Raw genomic sequence first — 17,622 nt, forward strand, 5'->3', positions numbered from 1 at the left:
AGATGTCCGGCTCGGGGTTGCTTCTTATTACCGACGGGTAGCATCATCGTGGCTACTACTCGGTACGTGTAGTTGGTATGTGTACAGATGCGAGGAGCCAGTGCCTCGCCGATCTCTCAACGGAGCCGTCGCCATGGGGCACTACAAGCCGAATCTCCGGGACATCGAGTTCAACCTCTTCGAGGTGCTCGGCCGTGACAAGGTTTACGGCACCGGCCCGTTCGCGGAGATGGACACGGACACCGCCAAGAGCGTCCTGGAGGAGCTGACCCGCCTCTCGGAGAACGAGCTGGCCGAGTCCTTCACCGACGCCGACCGCAACCCGCCGGTCTTCGACCCCGAGACGAACACCGCGCCGGTCCCGGCGTCCTTCAAGAAGAGCTACCAGGCCTTCATGGACTCCGAGTACTGGCGCCTGGGCCTGCCCGAGGAGATCGGCGGCACCACCTCGCCCCGCTCCCTCATCTGGGCCTACGCGGAGTTGATCCTCGGCGCCAACCCGGCCGTGTGGATGTACTCCTCCGGCCCGGCGTTCGCGGGCATCCTCTTCGAGGAGGGCAACGAGGCGCAGAAGCACATCGCGTCCTTCGCCGTCGAGAAGCAGTGGGGCTCCACCATGGTGCTCACCGAGCCGGACGCGGGCTCGGACGTCGGCGCCGGCCGCACCAAGGCGGTCCAGCAGGAGGACGGCTCCTGGCACATCGAGGGCGTCAAGCGCTTCATCACGTCCGGCGAGCACGACATGTCGGAGAACATCCTCCACTACGTCCTCGCCCGCCCCGAGGGCGCCGGCCCCGGCACCAAGGGCCTGTCCCTCTTCCTCGTCCCGAAGTACGAGTTCGACTTCGAGACCGGCGAGCTCGGCGAGCGCAACGGCGTCTACGCCACCAACGTCGAGCACAAGATGGGCCTGAAGGCCTCCAACACCTGCGAGATGACCTTCGGCGACCGCCACCCCGCCAAGGGCTGGCTGATCGGCGACAAGCACGACGGCATCCGCCAGATGTTCCGCATCATCGAGTTCGCGCGGATGATGGTCGGCACGAAGGCGATCTCCACCCTCTCCACCGGCTACCTCAACGCCCTGGAGTACGCCAAGGAGCGCGTCCAGGGCCCCGACCTGGCCAACTTCATGGACAAGACGGCCCCCAAGGTCACCATCACGCACCACCCGGACGTCCGCCGCGCCCTCATGACGCAGAAGGCGTACGCCGAGGGCATGCGCGCGCTGGTGATGTACACGGCCTCCGTCCAGGACGAGATCCAGGTCAAGGAGACGAACGGCGAGGACGCCGCCACCGAGCACGCCCTCAACGACCTGCTCCTGCCGATCGTCAAGGGCTACGGCTCGGAGAAGGCGTACGAGCAGCTCGCCCAGTCGCTCCAGACCTTCGGCGGCTCCGGCTTCCTGCAGGAGTACCCGATCGAGCAGTACATCCGCGACGCCAAGATCGACACCCTGTACGAGGGCACCACGGCGATCCAGGGCCAGGACTTCTTCTTCCGGAAGATCGTCCGCAACCAGGGCGCCGCGCTGAACTCGCTCGCCGAGGACATCAAGAAGTTCCTCGCCCTCGGCACCGGCGGCGAGGAGCTGTCCGGCGCCCGCGAGCACCTGGCCAAGGCCGCCGTCGAGCTGGAGGCCGTCGTCGGCCTCATGCTCACCGACCTCGCCTCCACCGAGCAGGACGTCAAGAACATCTACAAGGTGGGCCTCAACACCACCCGCCTGCTCCTCGCCTCCGGTGACGTGATCGTCGGCTACCTGCTCCTCAAGGGCGCCGCCATCGCCGCCGAGAAGCTGCCGACCGCGTCCGCCAAGGACGTGTCCTTCTACACCGGCAAGATCGCCGCCGCGAAGTTCTTCGCGGCCAACGTCCTGCCCGGCGTCACCATGGCCCGCAAGATCGCCCAGGGCGTCGAGCTGGACCTGATGGAGCTGGACGAGGCCGCCTTCTAGGACCCGCCCGCCCCCCTCCACCAATTCCACACACCCTCACGAGGGCCCGCTCCCGCCGCACGGGAAGCGGGCCCTCGCACGTCGTTAAGGTGAACCCCATGAGCGCACCCTCCCGCTTCGACCGCGGCCACACCGACGACCTCATGTCCTTCCTCGCGGCCGGCCCCACGCCGTACCACGCCGTGGCGAGTGCCGCCGAGCGGCTCGAGAAGGCCGGCTTCCGGCAGGTCGCGGAGACGGACGCCTGGGAGGGGACCTCCGGCGGCAAGTACGTGCTGCGCGGCGGCGCGATCGTGGCCTGGTACGTCCCCGAGGGCGCGGCCCCGCACACCCCCTTCCGCATCGTCGGCGCGCACACCGACTCCCCCAACCTGCGCGTGAAGCCCCGCCCCGACAGCGGGGCGCACGGCTGGCGCCAGGTGGCCGTGGAGATCTACGGCGGCCCCCTGATGAACTCCTGGCTGGACCGCGACCTGGGCCTGGCCGGCCGCCTCACCCTGCGCGACGGCACGACCCGCCTGGTCAACGTCGACCGCCCGCTGCTCCGCGTCCCGCAACTCGCCATCCACATGGACCGCAACGTGTCCGCGGACGGCCTCAAGCTCGACAAGCAGCGCCACCTCCAGCCCGTCTGGGGCCTGGGCGACACCGTCGGTGACGGCGACCTGATCGCCTTCCTGGAGGACGAGGCGGGGCTCTCCCGGGGCGAGGTCACCGGCTGGGACCTGATGACCCACTCCGTGGAGCCCCCGGCCTACCTGGGCCGCGACAAGGACCTGGTGGCCGGGCCCCGGATGGACAACCTCCTGTCCGTGCACGCCGGCGTGGCCGCCCTGGCCGCGGTCGCCGCCTCCGGCGCGGACCTCCCGTACATCCCGGTCCTGGCCGCCTTCGACCACGAGGAGACCGGCTCCCAGTCGGACACCGGCGCCGACGGCCCGCTCCTCGGCAGCGTGCTGGAACGCTCGGTCTTCGCGCGCGGCGGCTCGTACGAGGACCGGGCGCGCGCCTTCGCCGGTACCGTCTGCCTGTCCTCCGACACGGGCCACGCCGTCCACCCCAACTACGCGGAGCGGCACGACCCGACGCACCACCCGCGGGTCAACGGCGGCCCCATCCTCAAGGTCAACGTCAACAACCGCTACGCGACGGACGGTTCGGGCCGCGCGGTGTTCGCCGCCGCCTGCGAGAAGGCGAACGTCCCCTTCCAGACCTTCGTCTCCAACAACGCCATGCCGTGCGGCACGACCATCGGCCCGATCACCGCCGCCCGGCACGGCATCAGCACCGTCGACATCGGCGCCGCGATCCTCTCGATGCACAGCGCCCGGGAGTTGTGCGGCGCCGACGACCCGCACCTGCTGGCGAACGCGCTGGTGGCGTTCCTGGAGGGCTGAGCCGGCGCTCGGCCGGGCGCCGGGCCCCGAGCGTGCCCGGCCGGAACACCCCTGCGTCGCATGGGTGTTCCGGCCGGGGGTACCCGCACGGAACCGGATCGACCGGAAACCCGGAACCGACCGGATCTACAGGGAGGCGACACTCATGGGCCTCGGCGGGTGCATCATCCTCATCGCCGTGGGAGCCATCCTCACGTTCGCGACCGACTGGGACATGCAGGGCGTCAACCTCGACCTGGTCGGTGTCATCTTCATGATCGTCGGCCTGATCGGCGTGGCGACGTTCAGCAGCATCGCCCGGCGCCGCCGCGTCGTGATGCCGCCGACGACCCCGGTCGTCGAGGAACGGCCCCACCACCACACCCGGGACGGCTACAACAACGGCTACGGCGCCTGAGCCCCACCACGGCCGCCAGGCGCCGGGCCGGCCCCTGGCGGCGACCAGGACCCCGTGGCTCCTGACCACGTCGTGCGGGGGCCCGCACGTCCGGAGCCTTCCTCCGGCCCCGCTTTCCGACTCCTCCCGCGTGACCATCAGTGCCCCGCGGGGTGTCGCCGCAGGAAGACATCGCAGTCGGTCACGGTCGTCATGTCGCCCACGGCTCGCGCCCGGTCACGTACGGCAGTGAGTTCGGCGCACCCCGCGCACCCTTCGACCGGTGTCGGTTGCTGGTCCAGGCGCAGTGGCAGTTCAACGGGTGGCGTGCTGTATCGCGTGGGTTCGGTCATGACCGGATCGCGGCCCACCCTTGCGGACGTATCTCGGCCGTACGGCGGACAGTTGGAACGTTGAGCACTAGCGTCGAAGAAAGCCCAAAAGGGCCGTTTGCGGGGGTTGACTTGAACGATGCCCTTCAGTGCGCCATGCACAACGCGGGTTTGTCCGCTCGCCAGCTCGCGTACCGCGCCGGGGTATCGGCGAAGCAGGTGGAACGATGGCTGAGCAATCCTGACCTCACACCACACGCGAGAAACCGAGCGGACGCCTGCCGGGCGCTGGGAGTGGACGAAGAGATGTTGTGGCCGAAGGCTGTACAAGACCGTGTGAAGACCGGGACCGACCGCGAGCTGGTCCACAGCTACCCGTACCGGTCCGCGTGCCCGTCGACGGTCTGGACCGAGCTTGCGGAGTCGGCGGAAGTGGACCTGTTCCTCGCCGGCTACACGAACTACTTCTTCTGGGCCCAGGTTCCCCACTTCGCCGACACAGTCCGACGCAAGGCGGACGCGGGATGCCGCGTGCGGTTCCTGCTCGGAGACCCGAATGGTGAAGTGACCCGGCAACGAGAGACCGTCGAAGACGTCGCCTTGTCCGTTTCGACGCGCATCGGCATCACGCTGGAACACCTGGACCGCCTCGGGCCGGTGGAAGGCGTGGAGACACGCGTCTCCGCACCGGAGGACGCCATCAACCACGTCAGCCTGTCCGTGTTCCGTTTCGATGACGACGCCCTGGTGACGCCCCATCTCGCGCGACTGGTGGGCCACGACTCCCCGCTGCTGCACCTACGTCGGCACGGCGGCGGAGGCATGTTCGACCGATTCGCGGAACACAGCGAGGAGCTGTGGGGGCGGGCTGAGGCGCGGGTCCCTGAACCCCGTACTTGAGCTGGTCGCGGCCGGGGACCGGAGCCGCCCAGAGACCAAGGAAGGCGGCGTCACCGACCGGCACTCACGTCAGCGCGTGTCCCGTCGTGGCGTCCACGTGGGCGGGCACCTCTTCGTGCCGGTCGCCCACGGTCGACGTTCCCGTCGGTTCGAGGAGCAGGATCTGGGTCGGGACGGAGGCGTACGGCTTGTGTTCCGTGCCGCGCGGGACGGTGAAGACCGAGCCCTTGGGCAGGACGACCGTGCGTTCGCCGTCGGGTCCGCGCAGAGCGATGTGAAGTTCGCCGTCGAGCACCAGGAAGAACTCGTCGGTGTGGTCGTGCACGTGCCAGATGTGCTCGCCCTCGGCCTTGGCGACACGGACGTCGTAGTCGTTGACGGCGGTGACGATGCGCGGGCTCCACTGCTCGGTGAAGGACGCGAGGGCGGAGGCCAGGGAGACGGGTTCCTGTGACATGAGTTCCTGTGACATGACGCCATCGTGGGGTGTGCCGTGTCCGCCGGACGAGTGCTAGAAATCGCACATGCCGCAAGGATCCTCTCAGCCACCGCGCCCGCACCGGGTCTCCGTGATCGTCGACGAGGGCACCAATCCGTTCGAGGTCGGCTGTGCCACCGAACTGTTCGGGCTGCCGCGGCCCGAGCTGGGGCTTGCCGAGCCGCTGTACGAGGTGTCGCTGTGCGGGCCGACGCCCGCGATTCGGATGAACCACGGGTTCCTCACGCTCACCGACGTGCCCGGGTTGGACACCGCCGACGCGGCGGACACGCTCGTCGTCCCCGGCCGGCCGGACAACGTCGTACCGCGCGGCCCCGCCGTCCTGAACGCCGTCCGGCGCGCGCACGCGCGTGGTGCCCGCGTCGTCAGCCTCTGCACCGGCAGCTTCGCGCTCGCCGAGGCCGGGCTGCTGGACGGACGGCGGGCCGCCACCCACTGGCTGTGGACGGACTCCTTCCGCCGACTGCACCCGAGGGTGCTGCTGGAGCCTGGCGTGCTGTTCGTGGACGAGGGCGACATCCTCACCGCCGCGGGCAGTGCGGCCGCGCTCGACCTCGGGCTGCACATCTGGCGCCAGGACCACGGCGCCGAGATCGCCAACGCCGTCTCCCGGCGACTGGTGTTCGCCGCGCACCGGGACGGCGGGCAGCGGCAGTTCGTGGAGCGGCCGGTGCCGCACGTGCCCGACGAGTCGCTCGCGCCCCTGCTGGAGTGGGCGCAGGAGCGGCTGGGCGAGCCACTGACCGTGACGGACCTCGCGGAGCGCGCGGCGGTGTCACCGGCGACCCTGCACCGGCGTTTCCGGGCCCAACTGGGGACGACGCCGCTCGCCTGGCTGACGGCCGAGCGCGTGACCCTCGCCCGGCGGCTGATGGAGCGCGGGGAGGAGCGGCTGGACGTGGTGGCGGCCCGCAGCGGGCTGGGGACCGCAGCGAACCTGCGGGCGCGGCTGCGGCGCGAGACCGGGCTCAGCCCGTCGGCCTACCGGCGGCGTTTCGGCCCGGGCGTGGGGGAAGCGATCACCTCATGAGATTCCTCGTGTACGACCGGCTCCTCGGCTTCGGTGACGACTACTGGATCGAGGACGACAACGGCGACAAGGCCTTCCTCGTCGACGGCAAGGCGATGCGGCTGCGGGACACCTGGGAGCTGAAGGACGCCCGGGGGAACGTCGTCATCGGCATCCACCAGAAGATGTTCGCCCTGCGCGACACGATGGTGCTCGAGCGGGGCGGTGAGCCGCTGGCGCGGATCAGGCGCAAGCGGCTGTCCCTGCTGCGCAACCACTACCGGGTCGCCCTGGCCGACGGCACCGAGCTGGACGTCAGCGGCAAGGTGTTCGACCGGGAGTTCGCCATCGAGTACGACGGTGAGCTGCTGGCCGTCGTCTCGCGGCGGTGGCTGACCGTGCGGGACACCTACGGCGTCGACGTCGTCCGGGACGACGCGGACCCGGCGCTGCTGATCGCGCTGGCGGTCTGCGTGATCCACCTGGCGGAGAAGGAGCGGGAGAAGGCGGGGGAGGGGGAGGCGAAAGGGGGCTGAGCCCTCCGGCCCGACCGAGCCCGTCGTCGCTCCCCCTCCTCCGCGCGGTTACCGCCCCGGCGTCTCCAGCCCCAGCACCCGGTCCTTCAGGGCCGGGAACTGCTCACGGGTCCGCGCCACCTCCACCGGGTCGAACTCCGCCGTGAGGACCTCCTCGTCCGCACCGGCCTCCGCCAGCACCTCTCCCCACGGATCGACCACGATCGAGTGACCGGCCTGCGGAACTCCGGCATGTGTCCCGGCCGTTCCACACGCGAGGACGAACGCCTGGTTCTCCACCGCCCGTGCCTGTGCCAGGAGCGTCCAGTGGGACCGGCGGCGCTCCGGCCAGCCCGCCGGGACGACGAGCGTCTCGGCACCGGCGTCGACGAGGCCGCGGAAGAGTTCGGGGAAACGGAGGTCGTAGCAGGTCGCCAAGCCAAGGGCCGTCCCGGGCAGACGGACCGTCACCAGCTCGCTCCCCGCGCCCATCAGCACGGCCTCGCCCTTGTCGAAGCCGAACCGGTGGATCTTGCGGTAGGCGGCGGCCAGATCACCGGAGGGGGTGAAGACGAGAGAGGTGTTGTAGAGCCGGCCGTCCGGGGCGCGCTCGGGGACGGACCCCGCGTGCAGCCACACACCCGCGTCGCTCGCCGCCTTCGCCATCGCCTCGTACGTCGGGCCCTCCACCGGCTCGGCCGCCGAGCCGAACTCCTCGAAGGCGAACGCGCCCGTGGTCCACAGCTCCGGCAGTACGACGAGATCGGCGACGCCCGCCTGTTCCCGTACCAGCGATGCCGCCCGCCGACGGCGCGCTTCCACGGATTCATCCGCATTCACGGCGATTTGGATCAAAGAGGCACGCACGCTGTCACCGTCCTGCCATTCGGGCCGTCCCCAAGGGTGTCCACACGGCCTACGATCGTCACACGAAAGCACTGCCGGGGTACCGCACAGCAGCGTAACTTAGCGTCTCAACACGCCCACTGACCGCCGCCACCTCCCACAGGCACCGCCGCCGAAACAACCGCCCGTGTACCGACCGCCCGAGGGGTCCCGTTCCGTGAGTCTGCATCCCACTCTCCAGCCCTACGCCGACGCCTGGACTCACTCCATCGAGGCGATAACCGAGCTGGTCCAGCCGCTTGTGGAGGCAGAGTGGAACCGCCGCACCCCCTGCCCGGGCTGGTCGGTGCGCGACGTCGTCTCCCACGTGCTGGGTCTGGACTCCGAGATGCTCGGCGACCCGCGCCCCATCCACACGCTCCCGCGCGACCTCTTCCACGTCACCAACGACCACCAGCGCTACATGGAGATGCAGGTCGACGTCCGCCGCCACCACACGGCGCCGGAGATGACGTCCGAGCTGGAGTACATGATCATCCGGCGCAACCGCCAGCTGCGGAACGAGTCGCGGGACCCCGGCACGAAGGTGCGCGGCCCGCTCGGCACCGAGCTGACCCTGGAGGAGGCGATGCGCCGGCACGCCTTCGACGTGTGGGCGCACGAGCAGGACCTGCGCGCGACCCTCGGCCGTCCCGGCAACCTCGACTCCCCCGGCGCGCACGTCGCCCGTGACGTGCTGCTCGCCGAGCTGCCGGGTGTCGTCGCCGAGCGCGCCCAGGCACCGCGCAGCTCCGCCGTCGTCTTCGACGTGCACGGCCCGGTCGAGTTCCTGCGCACGATCCGCGTCGACATCCAGGGCCGCGGCACCCTGGAAACGGCCCCCGCCCTCGGCCCGGCCGCCACCCTCACCCTCGACTGGGAGACCTACGTCCGCCTGGCCTGCGGCCGCGTGACCCCGGCCGCGGCGGCGGACCGCATCAAGACGGAGGGCGACCAGGATCTGACGACGGCGATCCTTCGCAACTTCACGGTCACGCAGTGACGCCGGTGAGTATCCTCAGCCCGTCCGGCGTTTGAGGACGAGGCCGTCCAGGCCGAAGCGGGGGTCTGGGGGCGGCAGGCCCCCAGCCCGGCCGGCACCCACGCCGGGTACCTACACGGGAACGTGCACCGTCTCCACCCGGCTGGCGACCAACCGCTCCCGCTCCCTGCGGACCGCCCGCTTCCGCAGCCGCAGGATCTGCGACACCCCGACCGCCTGGAGCACGAAGACCGACGAGAAGGCCACCGTGTAGTCGTCCCCGGTCGCGTCCAGCAGCACCCCGACCGCGAACAGCGTCGTCATCGACGCCACGAAGCCCCCCATGTTCGTGATCCCGGACGCCGTCCCCTGCCGCTCCGGCGGATTCGCCGGCCGCGCGAAGTCGAAGCCGATCATCGACGCCGGACCGCACGCGCCCAGCACCGTGCACAATACGACGAGCAGCCACATCGGCGCGTGGTCGGCCGGATAGGCGAGCGTCGCCGCCCACAGGAGTGCCGTCGCGCCCACCGTGCCCAGCGCCAGCGGCAGCCGGGCCGCGTGGTGCCGGGCGATGACCTGGCCGTAGACCAGGCCGACCGTCATGTTGGACAGCACGACGAGGGTGAGCAGCCCGCCGGCCGTGGCCCGGGACAGGCTCTGCGCCTCGACCAGGAACGGCATCCCCCACAGCAGCAGGAACACCATCGCCGGGAACTGGGTGGTGAAGTGCACCCACAGGCCGAGCCGCGTCCCCGGCTCCCGCCACGACATGGCGATCTGCCGCCGTACGTACGCGGCCCCCTGACGCCCCAGCGGCTCCGGCTCGTGCCCCTCGGGGTGGTCCTTCAGGAAGAGCAGCAGCAGGACGAGGACGACCACACCCGCCAGCGCGCTTCCCGCGAACGCCGCGGTCCACCCGATGCCGTGCAGCAGCCGGGCCAAAACGAGGGTGGAGACCAGGTTGCCCGCCATGCCGACCAGCCCGGCGAGTTGGGCGACCATCGGCCCGCGCCTGGCGGGGAACCAGCGGGTGCCCAGCCGCAGCACGCTGATGAACGTCATCGCGTCCCCGCAGCCGAGCAGCGCCCGCGAGGCGAGCGCCATGCCGTACGAGGGGGAGAAGGCGAAGCCCAGCTGCCCGACCGTGAACAGCACGACTCCGATGCCCAGCACCTTCTTCGTGCCGAGCCGGTCGACCAGCAGGCCGACGGGTATCTGCATACCGGCGTAGACCAGCAGCTGGAGGATGGAGAAGGTGGACAGGGCGGAGGCGTTGACATGGAAGCGGTCGACGGCGTCGAGACCGGCCACACCCAGGGACGTACGGAAGATGACGGCGACGAAGTAGACCGAGACGCCGACGCTCCAGACGGCGATCGCGCGCCGACCGCCTGGGGGTCCCCCCTCCGGGGGAGGATCTCCGGGCAGCGTCTTCCCGCCCGACGTGGTCGAACTCATCGGACCTCCCCCCGGGCCAGGTGCGAGAACCAGCCCACGTGCCGGTGGACCACACCGACGGCCGTCTCCGCGTCCCCGGCGCGCAGCGCCTCGAGGATCTCCTCGTGCTCGGCGAGGGTCTTGGCGATCCGGTCGGGGTGGGAGTGCATGACGGCGACGCCCATGCGCAGCTGGCGGTCGCGGAGCTGGTCGTAGAGGCGGGAGAGGATCTCGTTGCCGCCACTGCGGACGATCTCGGCGTGGAAGCGGCGGTCGGTGACGGAGGCGGCGGCGAAGTCACCGGCGGCGGCCTGCTCCTTCTGCCGGTCGAGCAGCTCCGCCAGTCGCTCCACGAGGGCCGGCGGGGCGGGTACGGCCTTGCGCGCCGCGTGCTCCTCGACCAGCAGCCGGGTCTCCACCACGTCCGCGATCTCCTGCGCGGAGACGGGCAGGACCAGCGCGCCCTTCTTCGGGTAGAGCCGGATCAGCCCCTCGGCCTCCAGCCGTAGCAGCGCCTCGCGCACCGGCGTGCGGGAGACTCCCACGGCCTCGGCGAGCTCACCCTCGGTGAGCAGGGTCCCGCCCTCGTAGCGGCGCTCGAGGACGCCCTGCTTGACGTGGGTGTAGACGCGGTCCGCCGCTGGGGGTTGCCTCACTGCCGTGGTCATGCCGACAGGATAGATACAACAGGGACGCAAGAAGATCCTGGTCCAGCATGCGGACGTGCGGCCACTCATCAGGGGGACACGGTGAACCGTCCCCGGCCACCACGCCGCCGTCCGTGCTACTCACATGCCGAACGGGCGCAGCCGGCACCGAAACGACCACAACTCGACCGCGTCTCAGGGGAATTCACCGAAACCGGGGTACTCGACGTGTCAGACGTCATTCAGGGCATCCGCCTCCGCAGAACCGTCGTCGCCGCGCTGACCGGCGGCGCCGTACTCGCGACCGGAGCCCTCACCACCACACCGGCGCAGGCCATCGCACCCGCGCCGGCAGCGCTCGCTCCCGCCCGGGCCGCCGCCGCACCCTCGATCGTCGCCAGGGGCGGCTTCCTGATGGACAACGCGAACGGCGGGTCGCTCTACACCAAGGCCGCGGACACCAAGCGCGCCACCGGCTCCACCACCAAGATCATGACCGCCAGGGTCGTGCTCTCCCAGCCCAAACTGAACCTGGACGCCAAGGTCACGATCCAGATGGCGTACAGCGACTACATCGTGTCGAAGAACGCCTCCTCAGCACGCCTGATCGTCGGAGACCGGGTGACGGTCCGGCAGCTGCTGTACGGGCTGATGCTGCCATCCGGCTGCGACGCCGCGTACGCGCTGGCCGACAGGTTCGGCACGGGCAGGACGCGGGCGGCCCGGGTGAAGTCGTTCATCGGCAGGATGAACTCCACCGCCAAGAGCCTCGGCATGAAGAACACGCGCTTCGACTCGTTCGACGGCATCGGCAACGGAAAGAACCACTCCACGCCGCGCGATCTGACGAAACTCGCGAGCAGTGCGATGAAGAGCTCCACCTTCCGCACGATCGTGAAGACGAGAAAGTACACGGCGAGGACGATCACCAAGAAGGGCGGCACCCGCACCATGGCGCCCTGGACCAACACCAATACGCTGCTCGGCAGTTACAGCGGCGCGATCGGCGTGAAGACCGGGTCGGGTCCGGAGGCCAAGTACTGCCTGGTCTTCGCCGCGACCCGCAAGGGCAGGACCGTCATCGGCACGGTACTGACCTCCTCGTCCTCGGCCCAGCGCGCCAAGGACGCGACGAAGCTCATGAACCACGGCTTCGCCAGGCCGAGCTGAGCCCCGCCCCTCCCGCCTCCCCACGGGTCCGTCGCCGCCGCGACGGGCCCGTTCTCTCCGCCCCGGCCCTTTGGACCGATGGAACACATGGTGATAGTTTCATTAGCACCATGCTGCTGAGTCTGGACAAGAACGACACCCGCCCCCTGCACGAGCAGGTCGCCGGCGCCATCCGACGTGCCATCGCCGAGGGGGAGTGCGCCCCCGGGGACCGTCTCCCCTCGGCGCGTGACCTCTCCCAGGCCCTGGACGTCAACGTCAACACCGTGCTGCGCGGCCTGCGCGGCCTGCGGGACGAGGGCCTGCTGGAGTTCCGCCGGGGCCGGGGAGTGACCGTGGCCGAGGGCGCCCGACCGCACTCCGGACTGCAGATCCGCGTACGGGAGCTGGTCGCCGAGGCCGCACGGCTGGGCTACAGCAGGACCGATGTGATCGACATGATCAGGGGGATGCCGTGAGAGACAGGACTGTGGCGGTTCGGACGACGGTCGCGGTGTGGACGGTCGGTGTCACGGCCGTACTCGCCGGGCTGCCCTTCGTGGCGCGGGAGCGGCTGCCGGACCGGCTGGCGACCCACTGGAACCTGGACGGAAGCACCCCGGACGGCTCGATGCCCCTGTGGGCGGCCTCGGTCGTTCCGGCACTGATCTGGCTGGTGACGGCGGCGGTGGTCACCGTCCCGATGATGCGGGCCGGTCCGGCGGCACGTCCCTGGGTCACCGCGACCCTGCTCCCCACCGGCATCGTCCTGGCGGGCGCGCAGGCCGCCGTCGTCCGGTCCAACCTGGACCGCGCCGACTGGCACCAGGCCAGTCAGCCGACCGCGTGGGTCGTCGCGGCCCTCGTACTGGCGCCGATCGCGGGAGTGGCGGCGTGGCTGGTCGTCACCCGACGGACGAGCGCCTCGGCCGACAGCACGACACCCGGCGGCGACGCCCCCGCGCTCAGCCTCCCGAAGGGCCGGCGACTGGCGTGGTTCTCCCGGGCCGCCAACCCCTGGCTCCAACTGCTGGCGGCCGTGGCCGGCCTGGTGGCCGCGGCGGCGCTGATCGCCCTGATCGTCGGCCTGGCCTCCCCCGGCACCCTGTGGGCGCTGTTCGCCGGCTGCGCCGCCGTGTCCCTCGCCTGCGCCCTGTGCTCCTCGGTGCAGGCGCGCGTCTCGGAGCGTGGCCTGGAGGTTTCCTTCGGCCCCTTCGGCTGGCCCGCCCGGCGCTGGGCGCCCGACGACATCGACACGGCGCGCTCCGAGATCCGCGAGCCCGCCCAGGTCGGCGGCTGGGGCTACCGCGTCAGCGGCCTGGGCACGACGGTGATGCTGCGCGCCGGGGAGTGCCTGGTCGTACGCCGCCGGGGCAGCCGTACGGACTTCGCGGTGAGCGTCGACGACGCGGAACGCGGCGCGGCCCTGCTCAACGCGCTGCGCACGGGGCGGGCTTCCTGAGACCGGCCGGTCAGCGGCCCCTGCGGGAGCCGTCCTCGAAGACACCGTGCGCCCCGCACCGACCGGGAACGACGGAGCCGCGCGTCCCGATGCGGGACGCGCGGCTCCGTCTCTCGTGCTTCCGGCGCGTTACGCCCAGGTGAGCAGTCGCTTGGGCTGTTCCAGGACCGCCGCCACGTCGGCGAGGACCTTGGAGCCCAGCTCGCCGTCGACCAGGCGGTGGTCGAAGCTCAGCGCGAGGGTGGTCACCTGACGCGGCTTCACGTTGCCCTTGTGCACCCACGGCTGGAGCTTGATCGCGCCGACCGCGAGGATCGCGGACTCGCCGGGATTGAGGATCGGCGTGCCCGTGTCGACGCCGAAGACTCCGACGTTGGTGATGGTCACCGTGCCGGCCTGCATCGCGGCCGGGGAGGTCTTGCCCTCCCGGGCCGTCGACACCAGCTCGCCCAGGGACCCCGCCAGCTGCGGAAGCGTCTTGGCGTGGGCGTCCTTGATGTTCGGGACGATCAGGCCTCGCGGGGTCGCCGCGGCGATGCCCAGGTTGACGTAGTGCTTGACCACGATCTCCTGCGCCGCCTCGTCCCAGGATGCGTTGACGTCCGGGTTGCGCTTGATCGCGACCAGCAGGGCCTTGGCGATCAGCAGGAGCGGATTCACCCGCAGGCCCGTGAACTCCTTGTCCTGCTTCAGCTCCTCGACCAGCTTCATCGTGCGCGTCACGTCGACCGTGACGAACTCGGTGACGTGCGGCGCCGTGAACGCCGAGCCGACCATCGCCGCCGCCGTCGCCTTGCGGACGCCCTTGACCGGGATACGGGTCTCGCGCGCCGCGTCGTACGACACCGCGGCCGGGGCGGGGGACGGGGCCACGGGAGCCACGGCGGCGGACGCCGCCGGTGCCGGCCCGGGCTCCGAGGCCTGCTGCGCCGGGGCCGCCGCCGCGTGCACGTCCTCGCGCGTGATGATGCCGTCGGGGCCGGTCGGGGCGACCGTGGCCAGGTCGACGCCGAGGTCCTTGGCCAGCTTGCGCACCGGGGGCTTGGCGAGCGGGCGCGACCCCTTCGTCACCGGGGCCGGCCCGTGACCGTTCATCTCGGACTGGATCGCGGCCGAGGCCACCGACGCCTCCGACGCCTCCGTGGCCGGAACCCGGGTCTCCGCGCCCTTGCGGGGGCGGCGACGGGTCGCGGAAGTGGACACCCCGTACCCGACCAGGACCGGCTGACGGCCCTCCGGCTTCTTCTCCTCCGGCGCCTTCTCCGGCGCCCCGGTCACGGCCTGCGCGCCCCCCGTGCCGTCCTCGACGGATGCCTGCGCCGGTGCCTCCACGGCGGCGGCCGCACCGTCGCCGACGGCCACCGCGATGATCGACGTGCCCACGTCGACCGTGGCGCCCTCGGGGAAGCGCAGCTCGCGGACCACACCGTCGTAGGGAATGGGCAGCTCGACGGCGGCCTTCGCCGTCTCGACCTCGCACACCACCTGTCCGTCGGTGACCGTGTCACCGGGCTGGACGTACCACTTGAGGATCTCCGCCTCGGTGAGTCCCTCGCCCACGTCGGGCATCTTGAACTCGCGTACGGACCCTTCGGTCATCGTCGTCACGGCCCTCTCCTCAGTACGCCAGCGAGCGGTCGACGGCATCCAGCACCCGGTCCAGGTCGGGCAGGTACTCCTCCTCCAGACGCGCCGGCGGGTACGGCGCGTGGTAGCCGCCGACCCTCAGCACCGGGGCCTCCAGGTGGTAGAAGCAGCGCTCCGTGATCCGGGCCGCGATCTCCGCGCCCGAGCCCAGGAACACCGGCGCCTCGTGGACCACGACCAGGCGGCGGGTCTTCTCCACCGAAGCCTGGATCGTGTCGAAGTCGACCGGGGAGATGGACCGCAGGTCCACCACCTCCAGCGAGCGACCCTCCTCGGCCGCCGCGTCGGCGACCTCCTGGCAGAGCTTCACCATCGGGCCGTACGCGGCCAGCGTGAGGTCGGTGCCCTCACGCACCACGCGCGCGGTGTGCAGCGGGCCGGGGATCGCCTCCGTGTTCACCTCGCCCTTGTCCCAGTAACGCCGCTTGGGCTCGAAGTAGATCACCGGGTCGTCGCTCTGGATGGCCTGCTGCATCATCCAGTACGCGTCCGCCGAATTCGACGGGGAGACCACCTTCAGGCCCGCCACGTGCGCGAACAGCGCCTCGGGGGACTCGGAGTGGTGCTCGACCGCGCCGATGCCACCACCGTAGGGGATACGGATGACGACCGGCATCTTGACCTTGCCCAGCGAGCGGGCGTGCATCTTCGCCAGCTGAGTGACGATCTGGTCGTAGGCCGGGAAGACGAAGCCGTCGAACTGGATCTCCACCACCGGCCGGTAGCCGCGCAGGGCGAGACCGATGGCGGTGCCGACGATGCCGGACTCGGCGAGCGGGGTGTCGATGACCCGGTCCTCGCCGAAGTCCTTGTGCAGACCGTCGGTGACCCGGAAGACGCCGCCGAGCTTGCCGACGTCCTCACCCATGATCAGGACCTTCGGGTCCGACTCCAGCGCGCGGCGCAGCGACGCGTTGATCGCCTTGGCCAGCGCCATCTTTTCCGCAGCCATGTCAGACCCCCTCTGCCTCTGCGAACGACGCCTGGTAAGCGGCGAACTGGGCTCGCTCCTCGTCGACGAGCGCGTGCCCGTCCGCGTACACGTTCTCGAAGATGGCGAAACGGTCCGGGTCCGGCATGGCACGGACCACTTCGCGTACTCGCTTGCCCAACGCCTCGCTCTCCGCCTCCAGTTCCCCGAAGAATCCCTCGTCCGCGTGGTTTGCGGACTCCAGGAAGCGGCGAAGGCGCAGGATCGGGTCCTTCGCCTCCCAGGCGGCGCGCTCGTCGTCGTGCCGGTAGCGGGAGGGGTCGTCCGAGGTGGTGTGGGCGCCCATGCGGTACGTGTACGCCTCGATCAGCGCCGGACCCTCACCGCGCCGCGCCCTCTCCAGCGCCCACCGGGTGACCGCGAGGCAGGCCAGCGCGTCGTTGCCGTCGACGCGGACGCCGGGGAAGCCGAAGCCCTGGGCGCGCTGGTAGAGCGGTACCCGGGTCTGCTTCTCGTTGGACTCGGAGATCGCCCACTGGTTGTTCTGGCAGAAGAACACCACGGGGGCGTTGTAGACGGCGGCGAAGTTGAACGCCTCGCTGACGTCGCCCTGGCTGGAGGCGCCGTCGCCGAAGTAGGCGATCACCGCGGAGTCCGCGCCGTCCTTGGCCACGCCCATCGCGTAGCCCGTGGCGTGCAGCGCCTGCGAGCCGATGACGATCGTGTACAGGTGGAAGTTGTTGCTGTTGGGGTCCCAGCCGCCGTTGTTCACGCCGCGGAACATGCCGAGGAGGTTGGTCGGATCCACCCCGCGGCACCAGGCGACGCCGTGCTCGCGGTAGGTCGGGAAGACGTAGTCGTCCTCGCGGGTGGCCCGGCCGGAGCCGATCTGGGCGGCCTCCTGCCCCAGCAGCGAGGCCCACAGGCCCAGCTCGCCCTGGCGCTGCAGGGCGGTGGCCTCGGCGTCGAAGCGCCGGGTGAGCACCATGTCGCGGTACAGGCCGCGCAGCTCGTCGGGGGTGATGTCGGCGACGTACCCGGCGTACTCGGCGTAGGCGGAGTTCTTGGCGGGCTCGACGCGTTCGCCCTCGGGCGTCAGCAGCTGCACCAGCTCCGTCTCGGCGCCCTTCCCGGCAGCGGCGGTGCGGGTGGTGCCGGACTTGGCCGCGGTCTTGGCGGCTGTGGTGCCGGTCTTGGTGCCGGTCTTGGTGCCGGTCTTGGTGCCGGTTTTGGTGCCGGTGGTACCGGTCGCCTTGCTTCCGGCGCTGCGTCGCGGCTGGCGCGCGGCAGTGCTCTCGGTCACGTGTGCTCCTCCGTCGGTCCGGCCCCCGGGTTCGCCGGAAGCCAGTGCGGCTCACCTGTGGCCCGGCGGTCGCACAAGGGTGGGTGCGGCCCGGTCGGGAACAGGCGTGACAGGTGCCCCGGCGAGCGCCCTGCGAACAGCACGTTACCCAGTGCTCCACATTTCTGTGAAACCCTTCCTGACCTGCA

At 70.8% G+C, this 17,622-nt stretch carries 18 protein-coding genes; 10 read left to right on the plus strand and 8 right to left on the minus strand.

What is annotated here, in order from left to right; all coding sequences use genetic code 11:
• The first annotated feature begins 133 nt into the window (after positions 1-133).
• The 3 genes from ABEA26_RS29255 to ABEA26_RS29265 all read left to right on the plus strand — a co-directional run bounded on the left by ABEA26_RS29255 (position 134) and on the right by ABEA26_RS29265 (position 3,754).
• Positions 134-1,960 (plus strand): acyl-CoA dehydrogenase, encoded by a 1,827-nt coding sequence (locus ABEA26_RS29255; RefSeq protein ID WP_345596367.1) that lies wholly within the window; start codon positions 134-136, stop codon positions 1,958-1,960.
• 98 nt (positions 1,961-2,058) lie between these two features.
• Positions 2,059-3,357 carry a M18 family aminopeptidase gene (locus tag ABEA26_RS29260; RefSeq protein ID WP_345596368.1) on the plus strand — a complete coding sequence of 433 codons (1,299 nt, stop codon included), beginning with the start codon at positions 2,059-2,061 and terminating at the stop codon, positions 3,355-3,357.
• Positions 3,358-3,502: 145 nt separating this feature from the next.
• Positions 3,503-3,754: a DUF6458 family protein gene (locus tag ABEA26_RS29265; protein ID WP_279564358.1), complete on the plus strand. Its 252-nt coding sequence runs from the start codon at positions 3,503-3,505 to the stop codon at positions 3,752-3,754.
• Positions 3,755-3,891: 137 nt separating this feature from the next.
• On the opposite strand, the gene ABEA26_RS29270 is transcribed toward ABEA26_RS29265, so the two are convergent.
• Positions 3,892-4,086, minus strand: a complete 195-nt coding sequence (locus ABEA26_RS29270; protein WP_345596369.1) for a hypothetical protein — start codon at positions 4,084-4,086, stop codon at positions 3,892-3,894.
• Between the two features lie 285 nt (positions 4,087-4,371).
• Between ABEA26_RS29270 and ABEA26_RS29275 the strand changes: the two genes are divergently transcribed.
• A complete protein-coding gene (locus ABEA26_RS29275; RefSeq protein ID WP_345596382.1) occupies positions 4,372-4,965 on the plus strand; it encodes an XRE family transcriptional regulator in 594 nt (197 codons plus the stop codon).
• A gap of 64 nt (positions 4,966-5,029) precedes the next feature.
• Here ABEA26_RS29275 and ABEA26_RS29280 read toward each other — a convergent pair whose 3' ends face one another.
• The gene (locus ABEA26_RS29280; RefSeq protein ID WP_345596383.1) at positions 5,030-5,422 is read right to left on the minus strand and encodes a cupin domain-containing protein; all 393 of its coding nucleotides are present in this window, start codon (positions 5,420-5,422) and stop codon (positions 5,030-5,032) included.
• A gap of 67 nt (positions 5,423-5,489) precedes the next feature.
• Between ABEA26_RS29280 and ABEA26_RS29285 the strand changes: the two genes are divergently transcribed.
• Together ABEA26_RS29285 and ABEA26_RS29290 are read left to right on the plus strand one after the other, a co-directional pair.
• A complete protein-coding gene (locus tag ABEA26_RS29285) occupies positions 5,490-6,494 on the plus strand; it encodes a helix-turn-helix domain-containing protein (RefSeq protein ID WP_345596370.1) in 1,005 nt (334 codons plus the stop codon).
• A complete protein-coding gene (locus tag ABEA26_RS29290) occupies positions 6,491-7,009 on the plus strand; it encodes an LURP-one-related/scramblase family protein (protein WP_345596371.1) in 519 nt (172 codons plus the stop codon). The genes ABEA26_RS29285 and ABEA26_RS29290 overlap by 4 nt, the downstream gene beginning before the upstream one ends.
• A 48-nt stretch (positions 7,010-7,057) precedes the next feature.
• Here ABEA26_RS29290 and ABEA26_RS29295 read toward each other — a convergent pair whose 3' ends face one another.
• Positions 7,058-7,855, minus strand: a complete 798-nt coding sequence (locus ABEA26_RS29295; RefSeq protein WP_345596372.1) for a carbon-nitrogen family hydrolase — start codon at positions 7,853-7,855, stop codon at positions 7,058-7,060.
• A gap of 196 nt (positions 7,856-8,051) precedes the next feature.
• Between ABEA26_RS29295 and ABEA26_RS29300 the strand changes: the two genes are divergently transcribed.
• Positions 8,052-8,876: a maleylpyruvate isomerase family mycothiol-dependent enzyme gene (locus tag ABEA26_RS29300; RefSeq protein ID WP_345596373.1), complete on the plus strand. Its 825-nt coding sequence runs from the start codon at positions 8,052-8,054 to the stop codon at positions 8,874-8,876.
• A gap of 111 nt (positions 8,877-8,987) precedes the next feature.
• Here the strand turns inward: ABEA26_RS29300 and ABEA26_RS29305 are convergent, their stop codons facing one another.
• Both ABEA26_RS29305 and ABEA26_RS29310 read right to left on the minus strand, forming a co-directional pair.
• Entirely contained in the window at positions 8,988-10,316 is a 1,329-nt protein-coding gene (locus ABEA26_RS29305; RefSeq protein WP_345596374.1) for an MFS transporter, read from the minus strand.
• The gene (locus tag ABEA26_RS29310) at positions 10,313-10,963 is read right to left on the minus strand and encodes a GntR family transcriptional regulator (RefSeq protein ID WP_345596375.1); all 651 of its coding nucleotides are present in this window, start codon (positions 10,961-10,963) and stop codon (positions 10,313-10,315) included. Before ABEA26_RS29310 ends, ABEA26_RS29305 begins: the two co-directional genes overlap by 4 nt.
• Before the next feature lie 207 nt (positions 10,964-11,170).
• Here ABEA26_RS29310 and ABEA26_RS29315 point away from each other — a divergent pair, with 207 nt between their 5' ends.
• The 3 genes from ABEA26_RS29315 (at position 11,171) to ABEA26_RS29325 (ending at position 13,553) form a co-directional block, all read left to right on the plus strand.
• Positions 11,171-12,112, plus strand: coding sequence for a D-alanyl-D-alanine carboxypeptidase family protein (locus ABEA26_RS29315; RefSeq protein WP_345596376.1), 942 nt, complete (start codon positions 11,171-11,173; stop codon positions 12,110-12,112).
• Between the two features lie 110 nt (positions 12,113-12,222).
• A complete protein-coding gene (locus ABEA26_RS29320) occupies positions 12,223-12,570 on the plus strand; it encodes a GntR family transcriptional regulator (RefSeq protein ID WP_345596377.1) in 348 nt (115 codons plus the stop codon).
• Positions 12,567-13,553 carry a DUF1648 domain-containing protein gene (locus tag ABEA26_RS29325; protein WP_345596378.1) on the plus strand — a complete coding sequence of 329 codons (987 nt, stop codon included), beginning with the start codon at positions 12,567-12,569 and terminating at the stop codon, positions 13,551-13,553. The genes ABEA26_RS29320 and ABEA26_RS29325 overlap by 4 nt, the downstream gene beginning before the upstream one ends.
• 129 nt (positions 13,554-13,682) lie before the next feature.
• Here the strand turns inward: ABEA26_RS29325 and ABEA26_RS29330 are convergent, their stop codons facing one another.
• Genes ABEA26_RS29330 through pdhA form a run of 3 tightly spaced genes read right to left on the minus strand, consistent with a single transcriptional unit; the run spans position 13,683 to position 17,434 of the window.
• Entirely contained in the window at positions 13,683-15,161 is a 1,479-nt protein-coding gene (locus tag ABEA26_RS29330; protein ID WP_345596379.1) for a dihydrolipoamide acetyltransferase family protein, read from the minus strand.
• Positions 15,162-15,171: 10 nt separating this feature from the next.
• A complete protein-coding gene (locus tag ABEA26_RS29335) occupies positions 15,172-16,152 on the minus strand; it encodes an alpha-ketoacid dehydrogenase subunit beta (protein WP_345596380.1) in 981 nt (326 codons plus the stop codon).
• A gap of 1 nt (position 16,153) precedes the next feature.
• The gene (gene pdhA, locus ABEA26_RS29340; RefSeq protein ID WP_345596381.1) at positions 16,154-17,434 is read right to left on the minus strand and encodes a pyruvate dehydrogenase (acetyl-transferring) E1 component subunit alpha; all 1,281 of its coding nucleotides are present in this window, start codon (positions 17,432-17,434) and stop codon (positions 16,154-16,156) included.
• Positions 17,435-17,622: the final 188 nt, after the last annotated feature.

The organism is Streptomyces marokkonensis (assembly GCF_039539045.1).
GTDB classification, from domain to species: Bacteria; Actinomycetota; Actinomycetes; order Streptomycetales; family Streptomycetaceae; genus Streptomyces; species Streptomyces marokkonensis.

Excerpts from the sequence above, each read along its gene's own strand:
- ABEA26_RS29255 (WP_345596367.1), top strand. The coding sequence starts at position 134 with ATGGGGCACTACAAGCCGAATCTCCGGGACATCGAGTTCAACCTCTTC.
- ABEA26_RS29260 (WP_345596368.1), top strand. The coding sequence starts at position 2,059 with ATGAGCGCACCCTCCCGCTTCGACCGCGGCCACACCGACGACCTCATG.
- ABEA26_RS29265 (WP_279564358.1), top strand. The coding sequence starts at position 3,503 with ATGGGCCTCGGCGGGTGCATCATCCTCATCGCCGTGGGAGCCATCCTC.
- ABEA26_RS29270 (WP_345596369.1), bottom strand. The coding sequence starts at position 4,086 with ATGACCGAACCCACGCGATACAGCACGCCACCCGTTGAACTGCCACTG.
- ABEA26_RS29275 (WP_345596382.1), top strand. The coding sequence starts at position 4,372 with ATGTTGTGGCCGAAGGCTGTACAAGACCGTGTGAAGACCGGGACCGAC.
- ABEA26_RS29280 (WP_345596383.1), bottom strand. The coding sequence starts at position 5,422 with ATGTCACAGGAACCCGTCTCCCTGGCCTCCGCCCTCGCGTCCTTCACC.
- ABEA26_RS29285 (WP_345596370.1), top strand. The coding sequence starts at position 5,490 with ATGCCGCAAGGATCCTCTCAGCCACCGCGCCCGCACCGGGTCTCCGTG.
- ABEA26_RS29290 (WP_345596371.1), top strand. The coding sequence starts at position 6,491 with ATGAGATTCCTCGTGTACGACCGGCTCCTCGGCTTCGGTGACGACTAC.
- ABEA26_RS29305 (WP_345596374.1), bottom strand. The coding sequence starts at position 10,316 with ATGAGTTCGACCACGTCGGGCGGGAAGACGCTGCCCGGAGATCCTCCC.
- ABEA26_RS29310 (WP_345596375.1), bottom strand. The coding sequence starts at position 10,963 with ATGACCACGGCAGTGAGGCAACCCCCAGCGGCGGACCGCGTCTACACC.
- ABEA26_RS29320 (WP_345596377.1), top strand. The coding sequence starts at position 12,223 with ATGCTGCTGAGTCTGGACAAGAACGACACCCGCCCCCTGCACGAGCAG.
- ABEA26_RS29335 (WP_345596380.1), bottom strand. The coding sequence starts at position 16,152 with ATGGCTGCGGAAAAGATGGCGCTGGCCAAGGCGATCAACGCGTCGCTG.